Origin of the sequence: Streptomyces sp. W16, assembly GCF_033194735.1 — a bacterium.
Taxonomy (GTDB): domain Bacteria; phylum Actinomycetota; class Actinomycetes; order Streptomycetales; family Streptomycetaceae; genus Streptomyces.
Genome location: NZ_JAWOAI010000166.1, coordinates 1 through 18,425 on the forward strand (window position 1 = coordinate 1; position 18,425 = coordinate 18,425).

Genomic DNA, 18,425 nt, shown 5'->3' on the forward strand with positions numbered 1-18,425 from the left:
CGGCTCAGCGGCCAACGGCGAGTGGCTGGATCCCCGAGGGCGGGAGGGGAGAGAGGGAGGGGGAGGTAGGGGTCCCAAAAAAGTGTGTCACTTTCCCTGGAAGTGACACACTTCTACGGCACCCACCCCACCCCCCGGGCCTCCTCCCCCCACCGGCGGGTGGCCGCTAAGCCGGCCCGGCGTGCAGGCGAGACGCTGACGCGCCCCACCACACCGGCCAGCAACGCAGTACAGGCAAGGGATTGGCGTACCTCGGCCCCCATTGCTCTCCCCGGGCCGCTCGCTCGCTTCTAAAACGGGCTGGAGCGGACCGAGTCAAGGGTGGCCCGGAGGGTCATCGCCGCAGGCGACGCGACCGCAGGGAGCGCCCTTTACTCGGGCCGTGGAAGCACGACACTGACAAAGAAGCGAGTGGCCCAACGCTCACTTCGAAACGTACGCGACGAACTCGCCCCAAACGGGAGCGGAGAGAGCGAGCTGTGCACCCAGCTTGTTCTTGGAGTCGCGGATGCGGATCACTGCGGGGGTAGTAGCCACCTCGACGCAGTCGCCGGGATCAGGGCCACTGCTGTGGCTACTTTTGAACCAATGGAGTTCCGGCGTACTCATAGTGCTCCCAGCGCCCGCTCGATGAAGGCCAGCGACTCTCTTGGGGGAAGAGCCTGGGCTCGGATCATCCCATAGCGCAACTCAAGGATACGAAGATCCCTGGGGGTTGAGACCGGGCGACCGCTGAACGCGCCTTCGGAACGTCCGATCGCCGTGCCGTCAAGGAACTTGAGCACCTCCATCTGGCCGTGCATCCCAGCGTGTTCCTCTCGGTTGGTCGGCATGACCTGCAACGCGACGTTCCTCAACCTCCCTACATCTAGCAGGTGTTCGAGCTGTCGGCGCAAGACATTTTTGCCGCCAAGAGGGCGTTCCAGCGTCACCTGTTCCTGGATGAAGCAGAGCGCCGGGGCGGGCTCCTTCTCGAAGACCGACTTACGGGCCATGCGAGCTACGACCTCACGCTCTATGACGTCTGCGGAGAGCGCCGGTTGCCGGTTCTCGAACATGGCCGTCGCGTACTCGGGCGTCTGCAGCAGGCCGTGGATGTGATGGTTGCTGTACAGCAGCATCTCCACCGCCCGGTCTTCCATCTCCTTCAGCTCCCGCACCTTCTTCGGGTACTGAGCCTTCTGCATGTCCTCCATGAACGCCCTCAAGTTCCCCTGAGCGTTCAGCAGTTGATCAACCCGGTCCAGGAACTCCGGCCTCGGAATCCGCACCCCGCGCTCGATCTTCCGGATCATGTCCTCGCCGTAGCCCATCGCCACCGCGAGGTCGGCCACCCGCATTCCCGCCGCCTCGCGGAAAACCCTGAGCATCCGCCCCACCGCCTGGACCAACGGCTCGATCTCGTCGCCGGGTTCGACATCCCAACCGGCCTCGTCCGCAACCTCGTTCATGCCCCACCTCCACCGCGCTTCCGTACCCGTACAACTTCCGAGACAGCCGAGACAGTGCGGGACAAAGCCGAGACAGTAACGCTACGCACCCACGCCATCACTCACCCAGGGAAGCAAACGAAGCCACTCTGAGTGACATGAATCAAGAAACAGTCGCCCCGCCGAACTTCACGGCTCTTCTGTCCCCCACTCCCCGAGGCGCCCGCCTGGCCCGGCTGCTCGCGACGGAGCAACTCCGGTCCTGGGGAGTGCCGTTGGACAGGGCGCCGCAGATCGTCGCCGAGCTGGCGGCCAACGCGGTGACTCATGGCCGCGTTCCGGGGCGGGACTTCCGTCTGACGCTGTACGTGGTCGCCGCGACGCTCCGTATCGAAGTGACGGACACGCGTGGTGATGTGCTGCCTCGGATCGCTCCGGAATCCGCTCCGGCGGACGCGGAGTCCGAGTCGGGTCGGGGGCTGTTGTTGGTGGATGCGCTGGCCGACCGTTGGGGCGTGGCCGAGGGGGCGCGTCCGCGCAAGACGGTCTGGGCCGAGGTCAGGTTGTGAGTACGACGTCCTTCGTCGTCCCGACTGCCGCCGTGCGGCCGGGGCCGGTGTGGTACTTCCAGTAGAGGTTCGTGTGGGCGATGACCTGCTCCGGCGGCGGCGCACCCCACTGGCTGAGGTCGGTCGTGGTGTGGGCGTCGCCGACGAGTGTCACGTCGTAGCCGCGCGTGAACGCGCTGTGGAGCGTGGAGCGGATGCACGCGTCGGTGGACGCGCCTGCCACGACCAGGCGTCCGATCTGTGCGGCGGCCAGTACCTCCTCCAGGGTGGTGTCGTCGAAGGAGTCGGGGTAGCGCTTGTGGATCAGGGGTTCCTGTTCGCGGAGGGTCAGTTCGGGGACGTACTGCCAGCCGTCGCTGCCCTTCGGAACGTTCTCGTCGGAGTGCTGGACCCAGATGACCGGGACGTCTTCCTCGCGTGCCCGGTCGGCGAGCGCGGCGATGTTGGCGACGACCGCGTCACGCTCGTACGCGTCGGCCACGACGGCGACCTGGACGTCGATCAGCAGAAGTGCGGTGTGGGGACGTTCTGCGAGTGTGGTCATGCTCAACACGCTAGTCCGGCCCACTGACATCGGCCCGGCTCAGATCGGCTTGAAGCTCGGTTCCACCGGTCCGATCTCTCCGCGTTCGGCCAGTTCCGCCAGGTCCTCCGGCTCCAGGAACTCCAGTTCGTCCGGTTCGAGTCCGTGGTGCGGGTCCAGGTTCCGCAGTTGTTCGACGAAGTCGAGGACGAACGCGGTGAACGGCCCGTCGAAGACCTCCGGTTCCGTGCCGTGGCTGCGGGTGACGATCTTCCAGTGGTCCGGGTCCGGCGCGCAGGGCCAGAAGAAGTGCTCGTCGCCGGAGTGGTCGTAGCCCCAGGAGATCAGGCCGCCGGGTTCCGGGTGGAAGGGGAAGGGGTGGAAGTCCGGGTTGCGGCGCCGGCTTCTGCCGAACCTGTCGTGGATCTGACGCATCCGCTCCAGGAGCGGGCCTGCGCCCCGGGGGTGGAAGACCACGAGTTCGTCGCAGATCACGCCCGTGCCGTAGGTGTCGAGAAACGTCTTGAAGTCGGTGGGCAGTGTCGAGGCGGTGTATGCCTCGATCTCGGTCCAGTCGTCGGCCGACGGTTTCCGCGACGCCGGCGACGGGCCGAGCAGCCGCACCAGATCATCCAGTGCTGTCACGGCCGTAACCCTGTCACCGACGCGATCTGCCGCGCCACCCGAACTCGGTGGCGCGGCAGATCAGTTGTCCGGTGCCTCAGTGCCTCGCGGCAGCCGCCTCAGGCCCGGACCAACTCCCGGTCCTCATCGGGATCCGAGTCCTTGGAGTCGAGGTCGCGCAGGCCCTCGCCCTCGACGTCCACGTTGGGCAGTACCCGGTTCAGCCACTTCGGCAGCCACCAGGCCTTGTTGCCCAGCAGGGCGAGGACGGCCGGGACGATCGCCATGCGGACGACGAACGCGTCGAAGAAGACGGCGATCGCGAGACCGAAGCCGATCATCTTGATCATGGATTCGCTGGAGCTGATGAAGCCGGAGAACACGGCGATCATGATGACGGCCGCCGCGGTCACCACGCGGGCGCTGTGCTTGAAGCCGGTGACGATCGCCTGGCTCGGCTTCTCGCCGTGGACGTGGGCCTCCCGCATCCGGGTCACGAGGAACACCTCGTAGTCCATTGCCAGTCCGAAGACCACGCCGACCATGAAGATCGGCATCATCGACATCACGGGGCCGGTCTCCTCGACGCCCATCAGGCCGGACAGCCAGCCCCACTGGAAGACCGCGACGACCGCGCCCAGCGCCGCCATGACGGAGAGGAGGAAGCCGAGGGCCGCCTTCAGGGGGACCAGGATCGAGCGGAAGACCACGATCAGGAGCAGGAACGCCAGGCCCACCACCAGGATCAGGTACGGGATCAGGGCGTCGTTCAGTTTCTGCGAGACGTCGATGTTCATCGCGGTGGTGCCGGTGACCAGGACCGTCGAGTCGGTGTCCGTCTTGATCTGTGTGCCCGCGTCCCGGATGCCGTGGACGAGGTCCTCGGTCGTGACGGACGACGGCTTGGAGTCCGGGACGACGGTGATCGTCGCGGTGTCGCCGTCCTTGTTGAAGGTCGCCGGGGTGACGCTGGTGACGTCCTTGAGGGCCTTGATCTTGTCGGTCACCGTGGTGACGTCGGCCTTGGGGGTCTTGCTGTCCTTCGCGTCGACCACGACCATCAGCGGGCCGTTGAAGCCGGGGCCGAAGCCGTCGGACAGGAGGTCGTAGGCCCTGCGCTGGGTGGTGGAGGTGGGCTGCGAACCGTCGTCGGGCAGGCCCAGTTCGAGGGAGGCCGCGGGGATCGCCGCCGCGCCGAGTCCGATCACGCCGAGGAGCAGCACGGCCAGGGGGCGTCGTACGACGAAGCTCGCCCAGCGGGTGCCCATGTTCGGCCGGGACGCCTTCTGCGCGGAGGCGGCGCGTCCGCCGCCGAGGAGCTTGCTCTTCTGGCCGGTGGGCTTGATCTTCCTGCCCGCGTAGCCGAGCAGCGCCGGGATCATGGTCAGTGCGATGAGGACCGCTATCGCGACCGTTCCTGCCGCCGCCACGCCCATCTTCGTGAGCATCGGGATGTTGACGACCGCCAGGCCGACGAGTGCGATGACCACCGTGAGGCCCGCGAAGACGACCGCCGAGCCCGCTGTGCCGACCGCGCGTCCGGCCGCTTCCTCGCGTTCGCGGCCCTCGGCCAGTTCGGCGCGGTAGCGGGAGACGATGAACAGGGCGTAGTCGATGCCGACCGCGAGACCGATCATCATCGCGAGGGTGGAGGTGGTGGTGCCCAGGTCGAGGGCGCTGGCCAGGGCCGTGATCGTCGAGACGCCGATGCCGACCCCGATCAGGGCGGTGAGCAGCGGGAATCCGGCCGCCAGCAGCGAACCGAAGGTGATGACCAGGACCACGGCGGCTATCGCGATGCCGATGATCTCCGTCGAGCCCGTCTCGGGGGTCGCGGTGAGCGCGTCACCGCCGACCTCCACGGTCAGTCCGGAAGCCCGGGCCTGCTGTGCGGTCTCCTTCAGGGCGTCCTTGGAGGCGTCCTTCAGTTCCATGCCGGAGACCTTGTACTTCACGGACGCGTAGGCGATCGTGCCGTCCTTGCTGACGGCCTTGCCCTTGAAGGGGTCGGCGACCGAGACGACCTCGGAGCCGTCGCCGAGGTCCTTGACGGTCTTCTCGACGGTGGCCTTGTTGGCGCCGGAGTCGAGCTTCTCGCCGGCCGGGGCCTTGAAGACGACCCGGGCGGTGGCGCCGTCGGCGCTCATCCCGGGGAAGCGCTGTTCCAGCAGGTCGAAGGCCTTCTGGGCCTCGGTTCCCGGCACGGAGAAGGAGGAGGATCCGGCGGCGGGCGCGCTGGCCGCGCCCACTCCCGCGAGGGTCAGCAGCGCTATCCAGAGGAGGGCGACGTAGTGGCGTCGCCTGAAGGCGAGCCGGCCGACTTTGTAGAGGAACGTGGCCACGAGGGCGTACTCCCGGTCAGGTCGTGGGGTTCTTCGGGGCAGGTGTGACCGGCCGGTTGGGGACACGGCTGATCGGCCCGACGACGTGAGCGGTTACGTCAGGTGGGCGTGCTGGGTGTGAGGTGTCGCGGGTCTGTCAGGTGGTGGGTGCGCCGAGTGCGGGGAGCACTACGGCGTCGATGTACGAGGTCAGATAGGCCTTGGTCGGCGGCAGGTCCTCGATCACCGTGCGGGTGGCGAAGGCGCCGATCATCATGTGCACCACGAACCCCAGCGCGGGGCAGTCCGCACGGACCTCGCCCCGGTCGATGGCGCGCTGGGTGACCAGGCGGAACTCTTCCATCTCCGGTTCGACGAGCAGCTCCCGGAATGCCTGCAGGAGGTCCGGGTGGTTGTGCGTCGCCATGGCCAGACCGCGCATCAACGCGGAGTTCTGCTCGATCGTGCAGTCGTCCTCGCGGTCCACCATGGCGTGCATGTCGCCACGGAGGGTTCCGGTGTCGATGTCGGTCGCCCGGCCCGGCTTGCTGTGCCGTACGGCTTTCGCCACCAGCTCGGCCTTGCCGCCCCACTGGCGGTAGAGGGTCGCCTTGCTGGAGCGGGTGCGGGCGGCCACGGCATCCATGGTGAGGGCGTCGTAGCCGACTTCGCGGAGCAGTTCGAGCACGGCCTCGTAGAGCTCGGCCTCGCGCTCGGGTGTGATGCGACTGCGACGCGCCGTTGCGACTTCAGTCATGCGACTCACCTTCCAGCTCCGAACGACACGGTTTCGTACATGACGAATGTAGCGCACCTCTCTACGAAACGAAACCGTTTCGTACGTGTCCTGAGTCACCCACCGCGTTATTTCACAAGTTGCTACGGTCCGTCCCGCGGAAAAGCATAGGGACGTGAGCTATCTGCGCCTGCCGCACCTCAACGGAGACCTCCTGAGCTTCGTGGCCGAGGACGACCTCTGGCTGGCCCCTCTCGACAGCGGGGGCCGCGCCTGGCGGCTCACCGTCGACCGCACCAAGGTCGGCCACCCCCGCTTCTCCCCCGACGGCCGCCACCTCGCGTACACGACCTGGCGGAGCCTGGTGCCGGAGATCCACCTCGTCCCCGTCGACGGCGGACCCGGCCGCAGACTCACCTACTGGGGCAGCGCCGACACCCAGGTCTGCGGCTGGACACCCGAGGGCGACATCCTCGCGGTGGCCTCGCACGGCGAGCCGTTCTCCTATTTCACCTGGGCCCACAAGGTCCCCACCGACGGCGACCCCGGCGGCCGGCTCCCCTGGGGCCCGGTCTCCGACATCCAGCTCGCCGACATCGACGGCGAACGCCAGACCCTCCTCCTGACCGGCACCCCACCTCACGAACCGGCCGCCTGGAAGCGCTACCGCGGCGGCGCCACGGGCCGCCTCTGGCTGCACGGCCGCCGCCTCCTCGCCGACCTCGAAGGCCATCTGCACTCCCCGATGTTCGTCGACGGCCGCATCGCCTTCCTCTCCGACCACGAGGGCATCGGCAACCTCTACTCCTGCGCCTACGACGGCTCCGACCTGCGCCGCCACACCGACCACGACGCCTTCTACGCCCGGCACGCGGCGAGCGACGGCACCCGGGTCGTGTACCAGTGCGCCGGTGACCTGTGGATCGTCGACGACCTGTCGGCGGCCTCGGTCCCGCGCAAGCTCGACGTGCATCTGAGCGGCCCGCGCCCCGGCCGCCGTACGTACCAGGTCCCGGCCGCCCAGCACGTCGACGGCATCTCGGTCGACGAGACGGGCCGGGCGAGTGCCGTCGTCGTCCGCGGCAGCCTGTACTGGCTGACCCACCGCGACGGCCCGGCCCGCACCATCACCGACACCCCGGGCGTACGGGTCCGGCTCCCCGAGATGCTCGGCTCGGGCGGACAGGTCGCCTACGTCACGGACGCGGACGGCGAGGACGCGATCGAGATCGCCTACCTCCCCCGGGCCTCCGGCGACCGCGCCCCCCGCCGGCTCGCCTCCGGCGAGGTGGGCCGCGTACTGGAGCTGGTGTCGGACACGGCGGGCGAGCGCCTGGCGATCGCCGCACACGACGGACGGCTGCTACTCCTCGACGCCACGGAGGACTCCAACGGCGAGGTGACCGAGCTGATTTGCTCGATCAACGGGCCGGTCCGCGACCTCGCCTTCTCCCCCGACGGCAGCTGGCTCACCTGGTCCCACCCGGGCATCGGCCGCTCGCTCCGCCAGATCAAGATGGCCCGGATCAAGGACCGTCTGATCGTCGACGTCACCAACGGCCGCTTCGAGGACGAGAACCCGGTCTTCACCAGGGACGGCCGCTACCTCGCCTTCCTCTCCTGGCGCGGCTTCGACCCGGTCTACGACGTCCACACCGGCGACCTGTCCTTCCCGCTCGGCTGCCGCCCCTACCTCGTCCCCCTCTCCTCGGCCACCCCCTCCCCCTTCGCGCTGACCCCGGAGGGCCGCCCGGCCGCCGGGGGCCTCGACGCGGCGGAGGACGACGAGGGCGCGGACGGCGCGGTGACGGTGGAGGTGGAGGGCCTGGAGAGCAGGGTCACCCCGTTCCCGGTCTCGGCCTCCAAGTACTCGGCGCTGTACCCGGTTTCGGGCGGCGGACTGGTCTGGCTGCGCTGGCCGATCTCCGGCGCGCTGGGCGAGACCTTCGCCAACCCGGACGACACCAGCGGGCGCCCGACCCTCGAATACTTCAACATCAGCAAGGCGAAGAAGTCCGAACTCGTCGACCACCTCGACTGGTTCGCGGTGAGCGGCGACGGCTCACGACTGGTCGTGGTGGACGAGGACGAACTACGCGCAGTCCCCTCCACGGAGTCCGGCGACGGCGACTCGACGGTCTGGATCGACCTCCGCCGCATCCTCCACGAGGTCGACCCGCCCGCCGAGTGGCGCCAGTCGTACGAGGAGGCGGGCCGCCTGATCCGCGCCTACTACTGGGACCCCCAGATGTGCGGCATCGACTGGAACGGCGTCCTCGACCAGTACCGCCCCCTGGTCGAACGAGTCGCCTCCCCCGACGACTTCGCGGACCTCCTCCGCGAAGTCCTGGGCGAGTTGGGCACCTCGCACGCCTACGTCACCCCGTCCCGCCGCAACGAGGGCCCACCCCACTACCAGCGCCGCCAGGGCCTGCTGGGCGCCAACTTCGTACGCAGGGAGGGCGGTTGGACCGTCACCCGCATCCTCCCCGGCGAGTCCTCCGACTCCAAGGCCCGCTCCCCCCTGGCCGGCACCGGCATCCGCGAGGGCGCGGTCCTGACCCACGTGGACGGCCGCCCGGTCGACCAACTCACCGGCCCCTACCCACTCCTGGCCGGAGCGGGCGGTACGACGGTGGAGCTGACCTTCACCCCGGCGGAGGGCGAAGGCCGCGCCCGCCGAGTCGCCGTCGTCCCCCTCATCGACGAACGCCCCCTCCGCTACCAGGACTGGGTGGCCAAACGCCGGGCGGTGGTACGGGAGTTGAGCGGCGGCCACTGCGGCTACCTCCACATCCCCGACATGGGCGGCTCCGGCTGGGCCCAGTTCAACCGCGACCTGCGCCTGGAGGTCTCCCGCCCCGCCCTCATCGTCGACGTACGAGGCAACGCGGGCGGCCACATCAGCGAACTGGTCGTGGAGAAACTCACCCGCACGATCCTCGGCTGGGACCTGACCCGTAACGCCCAACCGGTGTCGTACGCCTCAAATGCCCCCAGGGGCCCGGTAGTCGCGCTGGCGGACGAGGCGACTTCGTCGGACGGCGACATGATCACGGCCGCCTTCAAACTGCTGAAGCTGGGCCCTGTGGTCGGCCAGCGCACCTGGGGCGGAGTGGTCGGCATGACCGGCCGCCACCAACTCGGCGACGGCACGGTGATCACGGTCCCGATGAACGCGGCCTGGTTCGACGCCTACGGCTGGTCGGTGGAGAACCGGGGCGTAACCCCGGACTTGGAGATCCTCCGCACCCCCCTGGACTGGGCAGAGGGCCGCCATGCGCAACTGGACGACGCGATCAAGCTGGCGCTGGATCTGTTGGCAATCCACCCAGCGGCAACACCGCCCGACTACTCGGCCGTACCGGACAGGAGTAGGCCGAAGTTGCCGCCACGTTCTTGAGAGGGTCGCCGGCAACTCCCTGCTTTTCAGGGGCGCGGGGCTGTATCTATTTGCGGCTCCGCCGCGCGGGCGCGACCAGCCCCCACCGGGCCGGCACCCAACAACGAAACGTGGGACGCCCCGAACACAGGGCGCCCCACGCCAACAGGCCTGCAACTAAACGTCGTAGTCCTGGTCCATCCGGTCCTCTTCACGCTGCATACGCTCAGAGACCTCGTCCCGCTGCGCACCCCGCTCGGACGCCTCGTCCTTGCCCTTGCCCTGCCCCTGGCCCATCTTCTCCTTGGCCTTGTTGGCGAGGTCCTCGGCCTTGTCCTGGAACTGGTCCTTCATACCCATGTGGGTTCACTCCCGTAGTGGGGGAAACGGCCCTTGACCGGGCCTCGACCAGATTCACACGGGCGGACACAGTTCGCATTTCGGTCAGCTACGTTCCGTAGCGCGAGCCTCCTCATCAGCGGCTCCACCCGCCCCGACAAGCCCCGACCGCATCCCCTCCAGCCGCGCCCCGAACCGCCGCATCTCCCGCTGCCCCACCGCCCCGATGATCCCCGGCAGATACCCGCGCACGCTCTGCGTCCCCCGCAGCCACCCCTGCCCGTACACATGGCTCGACCGCCGCTCGATCCCGGCGACGATCCGGTCCACGGCCGGCCCCAGTGGATACGTCTTGTTGGCGGGCCACGGCAACCGCTGCCGCAACTCCCGCATGACGTCGTCCTGATCGGCCCCGCGCACCATGTCCGTGTCGGTCCACGACAGATACCCGACCCCGACCCGTACGCCCTTGTAGCCGACCTCGGCGCGCAGACTGTGCGCGTACGCCTCGACGCCCGCCTTGGACGCGCAGTACGCGGTCATCATCGGCGCGGGCGTGATCGCGGCCAGCGAAGCGATCTGCAGCAGATAGCCGCGGCTCTCCATCAGCACCGGCAGGAACGCCCGCGCGGTCACGGCCGATCCGATCAGGTTGACCTCGATCACCCGCCGCCACGCGACCGGATCGGAGTCGACGAAAGGGCCGCCGCTGGCGACACCCGCGTTGGCGACGACGATGTCGACCTTCCCGAACCGTTCCTTGACCTCGCCCGCCACCCGGGCCATCGCCTCGTGGTCCGTGACATCGGCGTACCAGTGGCCGCTGTCGGTGTGCAGCCGCTCGGCGACCTGCTTGAGCGCGTCCGGCTCCAGCCCGACCAGCGCCACCTTCGCGCCGCGCGCGGAGAGCTTGCGGGCGAGCAGTTCGCCGACACCCCGCGCGGCCCCGGTCACGACCGCGACCTGACCCTCCAGGCTCACCCTCTTGCTCATGCGCCCTCCTTGACCTGATCGATCGGGTCGAACTCGATGTAGGCGGCGGCCAGTTCACGGATCTTCCCGCTGACCAGCTCCGGCGCCTCGACGGGGGTCATGTGCCCGAGCCCCGTCAGCTCGGTGCTCCCGACGCACTGCGGCAGCGCGGCGACCAGCGCCCGCGCGTGCACCGGCGGCGTCATCCGGTCCGCCGTACCGACGACGACGGCCGTGGGTACGGCCAACTCCCGTACGCCGTGGTCGAGATCGAGGGAATCAAGGACCTGCGACCACGCGTACCGCACCGTCCTCGGACACGCGTGCACGATCCGCGCGCACGCCTCGACCATGTGCGGCGCGGAACCGGGTCCCATCGTCCCGTACTTCAGGATCCGGCGCGCGGCGGGCGTGACCGGCCCGAGCGGCGCCCGCGTGCCGAGGACCTTCCGGGTCAGCCAGGTCCGGGTCCGCCCGGCCCGCAACGGCACCACGAGCGACTCGTCGACCAGCCGCGAACTGCCCGTACTGCACAGCAGAACGGCCACCGCGTGCTCCCGGAACCGGGCCCGCCCGGCCGCCGCCAGCACGGTCATCCCGCCCATGGAGTGCCCCGCGATCACGGCCTTCTCACCAGGGGTGAGAGTCGCTTCGAGGACGGCTTCCAGATCGTCGGCGAGCGCGTCGGTGCTGTAGGAGACGGCCGCCGGGCTGCGCCCGTGTCCCCGTTGGTCGTAGACGACGACCCGGTGGTCGACCGCCAAGTCCCTTGTCTGCGCGGCCCAGAAGGCCGTGGAGCAGGACCAGCCGTGTGCGAGGACGACGGCCGGTGCGCCCTCGGGGCCGTGCACCTCGACGTGCAGCCGGGAGCCGTCGGCCGAGGTGACGGTCAGTTCGCGGACGGGGACGGGCGGGGCGTACGGCCCGGACGTGACGTGCAGGAGGCGGCTCATGCGTCCACCACCTCCGACTTCTCGGCCTTCTTCTCGGCGGGCGCCCGCACGACCTCGTACTCCGCGAGGTTCACGCGCCGCGTGGCCGTGCGGAACTCGGTCGTCGTACCGGGCCAGATGGTGGTGTTGCGGCCGCTCGCGTCGAGGTACCAGCTGGTGCAGCCGCCGGTGTTCCACACGGTCCGCTTCATACGTTCCTGCACGCGCCGGTTCCAGCCGTCCACGGCGCCGGGCCGGGCGTCGAGTGCCACGCGTCCGCCGAGGACGTCCAACTGCCGTACGTAGTCGGCCATGTAGTTCAGCTGGGACTCGATCATCAGGATCATCGAGGAGTTCCCGAGACCGGTGTTGGGCCCGATGATGGTCATCCAGTTGGGGAACCCGGCCGCCGAGGCGCCGCGCAGCGCCTGCATTCCGCCCTGCCAGGCCTCGGCCAGCGTCCGCCCGTCGGCGCCGACGACCCGGTCCGCGATCGGCATGTCCGTGACGTGGAAGCCCGTACCGAAGACGATCGCGTCGACCTCGGCCGTACTGCCGTCGGCGCCCACCACCGTCGAGCCGCGCACCTCGCTCAACCCGCTCGTGACGACGTCGACGTTGGGCTGGGCGAGGGCCGGATAGTAGGCGCTGGAGAGCAGGATGCGTTTGCAGCCGATGCGGTAGTCGGGGGTCAACTTGGCGCGCAGGGCCGGGTCCTTGATGGAGCGGGCCATGTTGCGCTTGGCCAACTGCTCCACCATTCCCAGCTCGTTGGGCCGCTTGGTGAACGCCTGGACCTGCAACTCCCGCAATCCCCACAGGAGTCCGCGACGGGCCTGGGTGGTGAAGGGCAGCGCGCGGTGCAGGGCGCGTTCGGCGCCGCTGATGGCGCGGTCTACGCGGGGCATCACCCAGGGCGGGGTGCGCTGGAAGAGGGTGAGGCGCGCCACCTCGGGCTGGATCGACGGCACGATCTGGATCGCGGAGGCGCCGGTGCCGACCATGGCGACGCGCTTGCCGCGCAGGTCGTAGTCGTGGTCCCAGCGGGCGGAGTGGAAGACCTTGCCGGGGAAGGAGTCGAGCCCCGGGATGTCCGGGACCTTGGGGTCGGAGAGCGGTCCGGTCGCGGAGACGACGAGGTCGGCGGAGTACGAACCGCCGCTGGTCTCGATGTCCCAGCGCAGCCGCTCCGCGTCCCAAGTCATCATCTTCACTTCGGAGTTGAAGCGGATGTGCGGTCGGAGCCGGAAGACGTCCGTGACGTGCTCCAGATAGCCGCGGATGTGCTCCTGCCCGGAGAAGGTGCGCGGCCAGTCGGGGTTCGGCGCGAAGGAGAACGAGTACAGATGGGACGGTACGTCGCAGGCGCACCCGGGATAGCTGTTGTCCCGCCAGGTCCCGCCGACGCTGTCGGCGCGCTCCAGGACGACGAAGTCGGTGACGCCCTCGCGCCGCAGCCGCACCGCGGCCCCCAGCCCGCCGAACCCGGACCCGATCACCGCCACCCGCACATGCTCGTGTTCGGTCATCCCGTGCCCTCCCATGCAACCGCGCAACCACGCCAGTGAACACTGGCGCAATCGGACTGTAGAGCAGCTCCGTACTCATGGGTAGGGGGCGGGAGGCGGAAAGTTACCGGAGGTACGACGTAGGGTGCGGGCGTGGCGGAGAAGGCAGAACAGAAGCGCGAGTACCGCATGGAGGAACTGGCCGAGCGGGCCGGCATCACGGTGCGCACCCTGCGCTTCTACCGCGAGCGCAAACTCATCCCCCCGCCGCGCCGGGAGGGCCGTATCGCCTGGTACGACGAGACCCACCTGGCCCGTCTGCGCACGATCTCGGCGCTCCTCGACCGCGGCCACACCCTCAACGGCATCGCGGAACTGGCCGAGGCCTTCGACCACGGCCGCAACGTCGGCGAGTTGCTCGGCCTGGGCGCGCCGACCGAGGAGACCCCGGTCCGGCTCACCCCGGAGGCCCTCGCCGACTACTTCGGCGACCAGGCAACCCCGGAGAACTTCGCCGCCTCACTCGAACTCGGCTACCTCGGCACCGACGGCAGCGAGATCGTCCACATCAGCCGCCGCCTCCTCGACGTCACGGCCGCGCTGGTCCGCGAGGGCATCCCCCTCGCCGACGTCCTGAACGCGGGCCGCCGCGTCCGCGAACACACGGAGTCCCTCGCCGACCTCTTCGCCGACCTGGTACTCACCCGGGGCGGCACGGCGGAGGACCTGCAACGACTGCGGCCGTTGGCGAAGAGCGTGGTGGAGGCGGAACTGTCGATGGCGATGGATCGAAAGCTGCGCAGACAGCCGTAGCGATCACTGCGGGAGATCAGCCGCCGACGGCCCCCCTCGCCACACGCTCCCCCAACCCGGCGGCCCCGTCGATCAGCGGAAACGCTGCGGGGCTGCATGGACGTAGCACAGCAGATTAGCCATTGATGACCCACTCTCTGAATTTCACCCGATATGGGCACCTTTCAGGGAATGGAAGACGAACTCGGGTTTGCACTCCGAAAGTAAGACCGAAAAGACCCCGGCGACTGTCCTACCAGCCCCGGGGCACGGCCGACACTGACAAAGAGTGCCGACATGTCCCAGACTAGTTGCTCACAGGATTCAGCGACTTCGCCTTCCAGCGGGCAACCACGTGCCCTCGCCGCACTGCGCCTCAGCACCATGACCAGCGTGACCACTTCGCCCGCCCGACAGCGCGCCACCATCCAACTCTGCGCCGACCGGCTCGACTTCGCACTGATCGGCGAAGCCGCCGACCTCGGCGTCTCCGCTCGCAGGACGTCCCCCTTCGAGAGGCCGTCCCTGTCGCCTTGGCTGGGCCGCCCTCAGGAATACAACGCTGTCGTGTGGTCTCACGTGGACCGCGCCGTGCGATCCGTGGCACACATGGCCGAACTGATCGCCTGGGCGCGGCAACACAACCGGACGCTTGTTTTCGGAGCAACCGAGGACTGCCGACCGCTCATGGTGACACCGCACGCGAACGGCACCACCATTCGCAGGTGCATGGATCTCGCCTACGCCGCCGAGTTGGAGGTCCGCACCATCTCCAACCGGCTCACCGACAGCCACGAAGCGCTGCGAGCCGCCGGTCGCTACGGCGGCGGTCTGGTCCCCTTCGGCTACCGAAAGGCGCCACATCCGTCCGGCAGCGGATGGCGTCTGGCCCCCGACCCCGAGACCGCCGCTGTCGTCCGCATGATCGTGGAAGAGGTGCACGCAGGACGCTCCCTGATCGCGATCGCACGGAAACTCAACGAGACAGGAGCACTGGTGCCTCGCGACCGCCATGCTCAGCTCCAAGGACGTCCGTTGGGAGGTCGACGCCACGGACACGACTTCGAGCGCTTCCGCTGGACGTCCGGAACCCTGTCCAAGGTGTTGCGCAGCCCGTCGCTGATGGGCCATCGCGTGCACCAGGGACGGACCGTTCGCGACGCCGGGGGTGCACCCGTGCTGATCGGTCCACCGTTGCTCACCGAGGACGAGTTCCACATCCTCCAGGACATCCTCCTGGCCCGTTCCAACGGAACACGCCGCGAACGCCGAACCACAACAGCCCTGCTTACCGGGGTGGTGCATTGTGCAGGCTGCGACGGGCGCATGTACTTCGCGGTACGGAAGGGGTATCCCCACGGCGACTACGCGTGCCGTGCCACCGCACGCGGCGATGTGTGCCCTGCGCCCGCAGCCATGCGCTCCGACTGGCTTGAGGACTACGTGCTCAGCCACTACCGCCGGACGGTCTCCGCAGAGACCGAGGTTCGCCGGGAACACCTCCTTCGCACCGGTGTCCACGTCACCGTGGCGAAAGGCCGCTCCGGAGGTGGCCCTGCCCGCCTTGCCGGCCCTGACCTCTCACGCCTGACCTTCACCATCGAGGAGTCCCCCGCCGTACGGCAGACCGACTGAACCCCTGCGGGGCGAGCCGCACCGATCGGGCCGCCCCGCATCCGTCAGGTCTCGAAGACCACAGTTACCGGAGCATGATCCGACCACCGCTCCTCGTGGCTGGCGGCCCGCTCCACGAACCCCTTGACCGCGCGCCGCGCGAGCCCGGTGGTCGCCGCGACGAGGTCGATCCTCCAACCTGAATCGTTGTCGAAAGCCCGCCCCCGGTACGACCACCACGAGTACGGCCCCTCCACGTCAGGGTGCAGCGCCCGTACTACATCGACGTACGCCCCGTCCTCCGCGTCGAAGACCCGGCTCAGCCACTCCCGCTCCTCCGGCAGGAACCCGGAGCTCTTCTGGTTGGCGCGCCAGTTCTTGAGGTCGGCCGGCTGGTGGGCGATGCTCCAGTCGCCGCAGACGACGACCTCGCGGCCGTCGGCGGCGGCCCGCTCGCGCAGGTCCTTCAGATAGGCGAGGAACTCGTCCATGAAGCGGATCTTCTCGTCCTGCCGCTCGGTACCGACCTCGCCGGAGGGCAGGTAGAGGCTCGCGACCGTGACCCCGGGGAGGTCGGCCTCGACATACCGGCCGCTCCCGTCGAACTCGGCCGATCCGAAGCCGACCTGGACGCGGTCGGGCTCGCGGCGGGTGTAGAGGGAGACGCCCGCGCGCCCCTTGGCGGCGGCCGGCGCGTGCACGACGTGCCAGCCGTCGGGGGTGCGGACGTGCTCAGGCAGCTGCTGCGGCTCGGCTCGCACCTCCTGGAGGCAGAGCACATCGGCGGAGGTCCCGGCGAGCCACTCCACGAAGCCCTTCTTCGCGGCGGCCCGCAGTCCATTGACATTTGCTGAGGTCACAATGAGCACTCCGGCACGATACCGGCACACTGGACGGAGTCCGGGTCCCCCTTACGAGCTTACGAGCTATGAGTAGGTATACGAGTTTTCACATGAATATACGCACCGTTCCCTTCGACCACCCCGACGCCGTGAAGCTGAACGACGAGGTCCAGGCGGAGTACCACGACCGCTACGGCGACGGCGGCGACGCCACAACCCTGGAACCCTCGGACTTCGAACCCCCGAACGGCATCTACCTGATCGCGTACGACGACAACGACGACCCCGTCGCCACCGGCGGCTGGCGCGCCCGGAACGCCAACGGCGAGGGCAACGAGGACGGCGACGCCGAGCTCAAGCGGATGTACGTGATCGAGCAGGCGCGCGGCCTGGGTCTGGCCCGCCGCATGCTGGCCGCCCTGGAGGAGAACGCCCGCGCGGCCGGCCGCACCCGCATGGTCCTGGAGACCGGCATCAAGCAGCCGGAGGCCATCGGCCTCTACACGTCCAGCGGCTACGAGCCCTGCGTGAAGTTCGGCTACTACCGCTTCCACGACGACAGCCGGTGCTTCGCGAAGGCGCTCTGACCGTCGGCGCGCTTCAGCCCCTCAGGTAGGTGAGCACGGCCAGCACCCTGCGGTGCGCGTCGTCCGCCGGCGGCAGGTCCAGCTTGGCGAGAATGCTGCCTATGTGCTTGCCGACGGCGGCCTCGGTGACCACCAGCTCCCGGGCTATCGCGCTGTTGGACCGGCCCTGCGCGACCAACCCCAGCACCTCCGTCTCACGCGGGGTCAGCCGGTCCAGCGGATCACGGCGTCTGCGCAGCAACTGCCGTACGACCTCCGGGTCGACGACCGTGCCGCCGGCCGCGACCTCGCTCAGCGCGTCCACGAACTCCTCGACCTGGCCTACCCGGTCCTTGAGCAGATAGCCGACGCCGGTGCCGTCACCGGAGTCGAGGAGCTCGGCGGCGTAGGCGCGCTGTACGTACTGGCTGAGCACCAGCACCGGCAGTCCCGGCCGCTCCGCGCGCAGCCGCACCGCCGCGTGCAGGCCCTCGTCCTGGAAGCCCGGCGGCATCCGCACGTCCGTCACCACGATGTCCGGCGCGTGCTCGGCGACGGCGGTCAGCAGCGCGTCCGCGTCCCCGACCGCGGCCACCGCCTCGTGCCCGAACCGGGCGAGCAGCGCGACGATCCCGTCCCGCAGCAACACGCTGTCCTCGGCCAGCACGACACGCAGCGCCCGCCGTCCCCCCGTTTCATGCTTTCCGTCCTGGACCATCACTCCCCCGTCGCACCGCACGGAATGTCCACCCGCAGGACCGTCGGACCACCCACCGGGCTCGACACCAGAAGTGAACCATCCAGCACTGACACCCGGTCCCCGAGCCCGGTCAGCCCACTCCCCCGCCCGGCGTCCGCACCCCCGCACCCGTCGTCCCGCACCTCCAGCACCAGCCGCCCGTCCCGGTGTCCGCCCCGCACCCCGGCCCGGGTGGCCCCGCTGTGCCGGTCGATATTGGCGAGGGCCTCGCAGACGACGAAGTAGGCGGTGGCCTCGACGGCCGGCGGCAGCCGCCCGGGCAGGTCGAGTTGGAGGTCCACGGGTACGACACCGCGGTCGGCGGCGTCGGCGACGGCGGCTTCGAGGCCGTAGTCCACGAGTACCCGGGGGTGGATGCCGTGGATCAGCTCGCGCAGTTCGGCCAGGGCCCGTCCGGCCTCGTCGTGGGCCTTGGCGAGCTGGTCGGCGAGGGGGCCGGGCGCGGCGTCCAGCCGGGCGAGACCGAGGGTCACGGTGAGGGCGACGAGCCGCTGTTGGGCACCGTCGTGCAGATC

At 69.2% G+C, this 18,425-nt stretch carries 18 protein-coding genes; 5 read left to right on the forward strand and 13 right to left on the reverse strand.

Annotation, left to right across the window (positions count from 1 at the left end):
* Positions 1-423: 423 nt before the first annotated feature.
* Together R6V09_RS22620 and R6V09_RS22625 are read right to left on the reverse strand one after the other, a co-directional pair.
* Positions 424-609: a DUF397 domain-containing protein gene (locus R6V09_RS22620; RefSeq protein WP_317883256.1), complete on the reverse strand. Its 186-nt coding sequence runs from the start codon at positions 607-609 to the stop codon at positions 424-426.
* Positions 606-1,451 carry a helix-turn-helix domain-containing protein gene (locus R6V09_RS22625; RefSeq protein WP_317883257.1) on the reverse strand — a complete coding sequence of 282 codons (846 nt, stop codon included), beginning with the start codon at positions 1,449-1,451 and terminating at the stop codon, positions 606-608. Before R6V09_RS22625 ends, R6V09_RS22620 begins: the two co-directional genes overlap by 4 nt.
* Positions 1,452-1,588: 137 nt before the next feature.
* Between R6V09_RS22625 and R6V09_RS22630 the strand changes: the two genes are divergently transcribed.
* Entirely contained in the window at positions 1,589-1,999 is a 411-nt protein-coding gene (locus tag R6V09_RS22630; RefSeq protein ID WP_317883258.1) for an ATP-binding protein, read from the forward strand.
* Here R6V09_RS22630 and R6V09_RS22635 read toward each other — a convergent pair.
* The 4 genes from R6V09_RS22635 to R6V09_RS22650 form a co-directional block, all read right to left on the reverse strand.
* Complete coding sequence (locus R6V09_RS22635) at positions 1,989-2,543, reverse strand: cysteine hydrolase family protein (protein WP_317883259.1); 555 nt, start codon at positions 2,541-2,543, stop codon at positions 1,989-1,991. The genes R6V09_RS22630 and R6V09_RS22635 overlap by 11 nt on opposite strands.
* Before the next feature lie 39 nt (positions 2,544-2,582).
* Positions 2,583-3,167, reverse strand: a complete 585-nt coding sequence (locus tag R6V09_RS22640; RefSeq protein ID WP_317883260.1) for a hypothetical protein — start codon at positions 3,165-3,167, stop codon at positions 2,583-2,585.
* 98 nt (positions 3,168-3,265) lie between these two features.
* Positions 3,266-5,488 (reverse strand): MMPL family transporter, encoded by a 2,223-nt coding sequence (locus R6V09_RS22645; protein WP_317883261.1) that lies wholly within the window; start codon positions 5,486-5,488, stop codon positions 3,266-3,268.
* Positions 5,489-5,624: 136 nt separating this feature from the next.
* Entirely contained in the window at positions 5,625-6,224 is a 600-nt protein-coding gene (locus R6V09_RS22650; RefSeq protein ID WP_317883262.1) for a TetR/AcrR family transcriptional regulator, read from the reverse strand.
* A gap of 154 nt (positions 6,225-6,378) precedes the next feature.
* Here R6V09_RS22650 and R6V09_RS22655 point away from each other — a divergent pair, with 154 nt between their 5' ends.
* Complete coding sequence (locus R6V09_RS22655) at positions 6,379-9,606, forward strand: S41 family peptidase (RefSeq protein ID WP_317883263.1); 3,228 nt, start codon at positions 6,379-6,381, stop codon at positions 9,604-9,606.
* Positions 9,607-9,762: 156 nt separating this feature from the next.
* On the opposite strand, the gene R6V09_RS22660 is transcribed toward R6V09_RS22655, so the two are convergent.
* From R6V09_RS22660 to R6V09_RS22675, 4 genes are all read right to left on the reverse strand, one after another.
* Positions 9,763-9,945 carry a hypothetical protein gene (locus R6V09_RS22660; RefSeq protein WP_317883264.1) on the reverse strand — a complete coding sequence of 61 codons (183 nt, stop codon included), beginning with the start codon at positions 9,943-9,945 and terminating at the stop codon, positions 9,763-9,765.
* A gap of 84 nt (positions 9,946-10,029) precedes the next feature.
* On the reverse strand, positions 10,030-10,917 hold the full coding sequence (locus tag R6V09_RS22665; RefSeq protein WP_317883265.1) for an SDR family oxidoreductase: 888 nt from the start codon (positions 10,915-10,917) through the stop codon (positions 10,030-10,032).
* Positions 10,914-11,849, reverse strand: coding sequence for an alpha/beta fold hydrolase (locus tag R6V09_RS22670; RefSeq protein WP_317883266.1), 936 nt, complete (start codon positions 11,847-11,849; stop codon positions 10,914-10,916). The genes R6V09_RS22665 and R6V09_RS22670 overlap by 4 nt, the downstream gene beginning before the upstream one ends.
* Positions 11,846-13,357 carry a flavin-containing monooxygenase gene (locus tag R6V09_RS22675; protein ID WP_317883267.1) on the reverse strand — a complete coding sequence of 504 codons (1,512 nt, stop codon included), beginning with the start codon at positions 13,355-13,357 and terminating at the stop codon, positions 11,846-11,848. Before R6V09_RS22675 ends, R6V09_RS22670 begins: the two co-directional genes overlap by 4 nt.
* Positions 13,358-13,525: 168 nt before the next feature.
* Between R6V09_RS22675 and R6V09_RS22680 the strand changes: the two genes are divergently transcribed.
* Positions 13,526-14,149, forward strand: coding sequence for a MerR family transcriptional regulator (locus R6V09_RS22680; protein WP_442810112.1), 624 nt, complete (start codon positions 13,526-13,528; stop codon positions 14,147-14,149).
* Between the two features lie 372 nt (positions 14,150-14,521).
* Positions 14,522-15,763, forward strand: a complete 1,242-nt coding sequence (locus tag R6V09_RS22685; protein WP_317883269.1) for a recombinase family protein — start codon at positions 14,522-14,524, stop codon at positions 15,761-15,763.
* 44 nt (positions 15,764-15,807) lie between these two features.
* On the opposite strand, the gene R6V09_RS22690 is transcribed toward R6V09_RS22685, so the two are convergent.
* Positions 15,808-16,632: an exodeoxyribonuclease III gene (locus R6V09_RS22690; protein WP_317883270.1), complete on the reverse strand. Its 825-nt coding sequence runs from the start codon at positions 16,630-16,632 to the stop codon at positions 15,808-15,810.
* A 62-nt stretch (positions 16,633-16,694) separates the two neighbouring features.
* Between R6V09_RS22690 and R6V09_RS22695 the strand changes: the two genes are divergently transcribed.
* Positions 16,695-17,171 carry a GNAT family N-acetyltransferase gene (locus R6V09_RS22695; protein WP_317883271.1) on the forward strand — a complete coding sequence of 159 codons (477 nt, stop codon included), beginning with the start codon at positions 16,695-16,697 and terminating at the stop codon, positions 17,169-17,171.
* Positions 17,172-17,184: 13 nt separating this feature from the next.
* Here the strand turns inward: R6V09_RS22695 and R6V09_RS22700 are convergent, their stop codons facing one another.
* Positions 17,185-17,868, reverse strand: coding sequence for a response regulator transcription factor (locus tag R6V09_RS22700; RefSeq protein ID WP_317883272.1), 684 nt, complete (start codon positions 17,866-17,868; stop codon positions 17,185-17,187).
* Positions 17,868-18,425: sensor histidine kinase (locus R6V09_RS22705; protein ID WP_317883273.1), on the reverse strand; the 558-nt coding region annotated here is incomplete at its 5' end. The genes R6V09_RS22705 and R6V09_RS22700, both read right to left, overlap by 1 nt.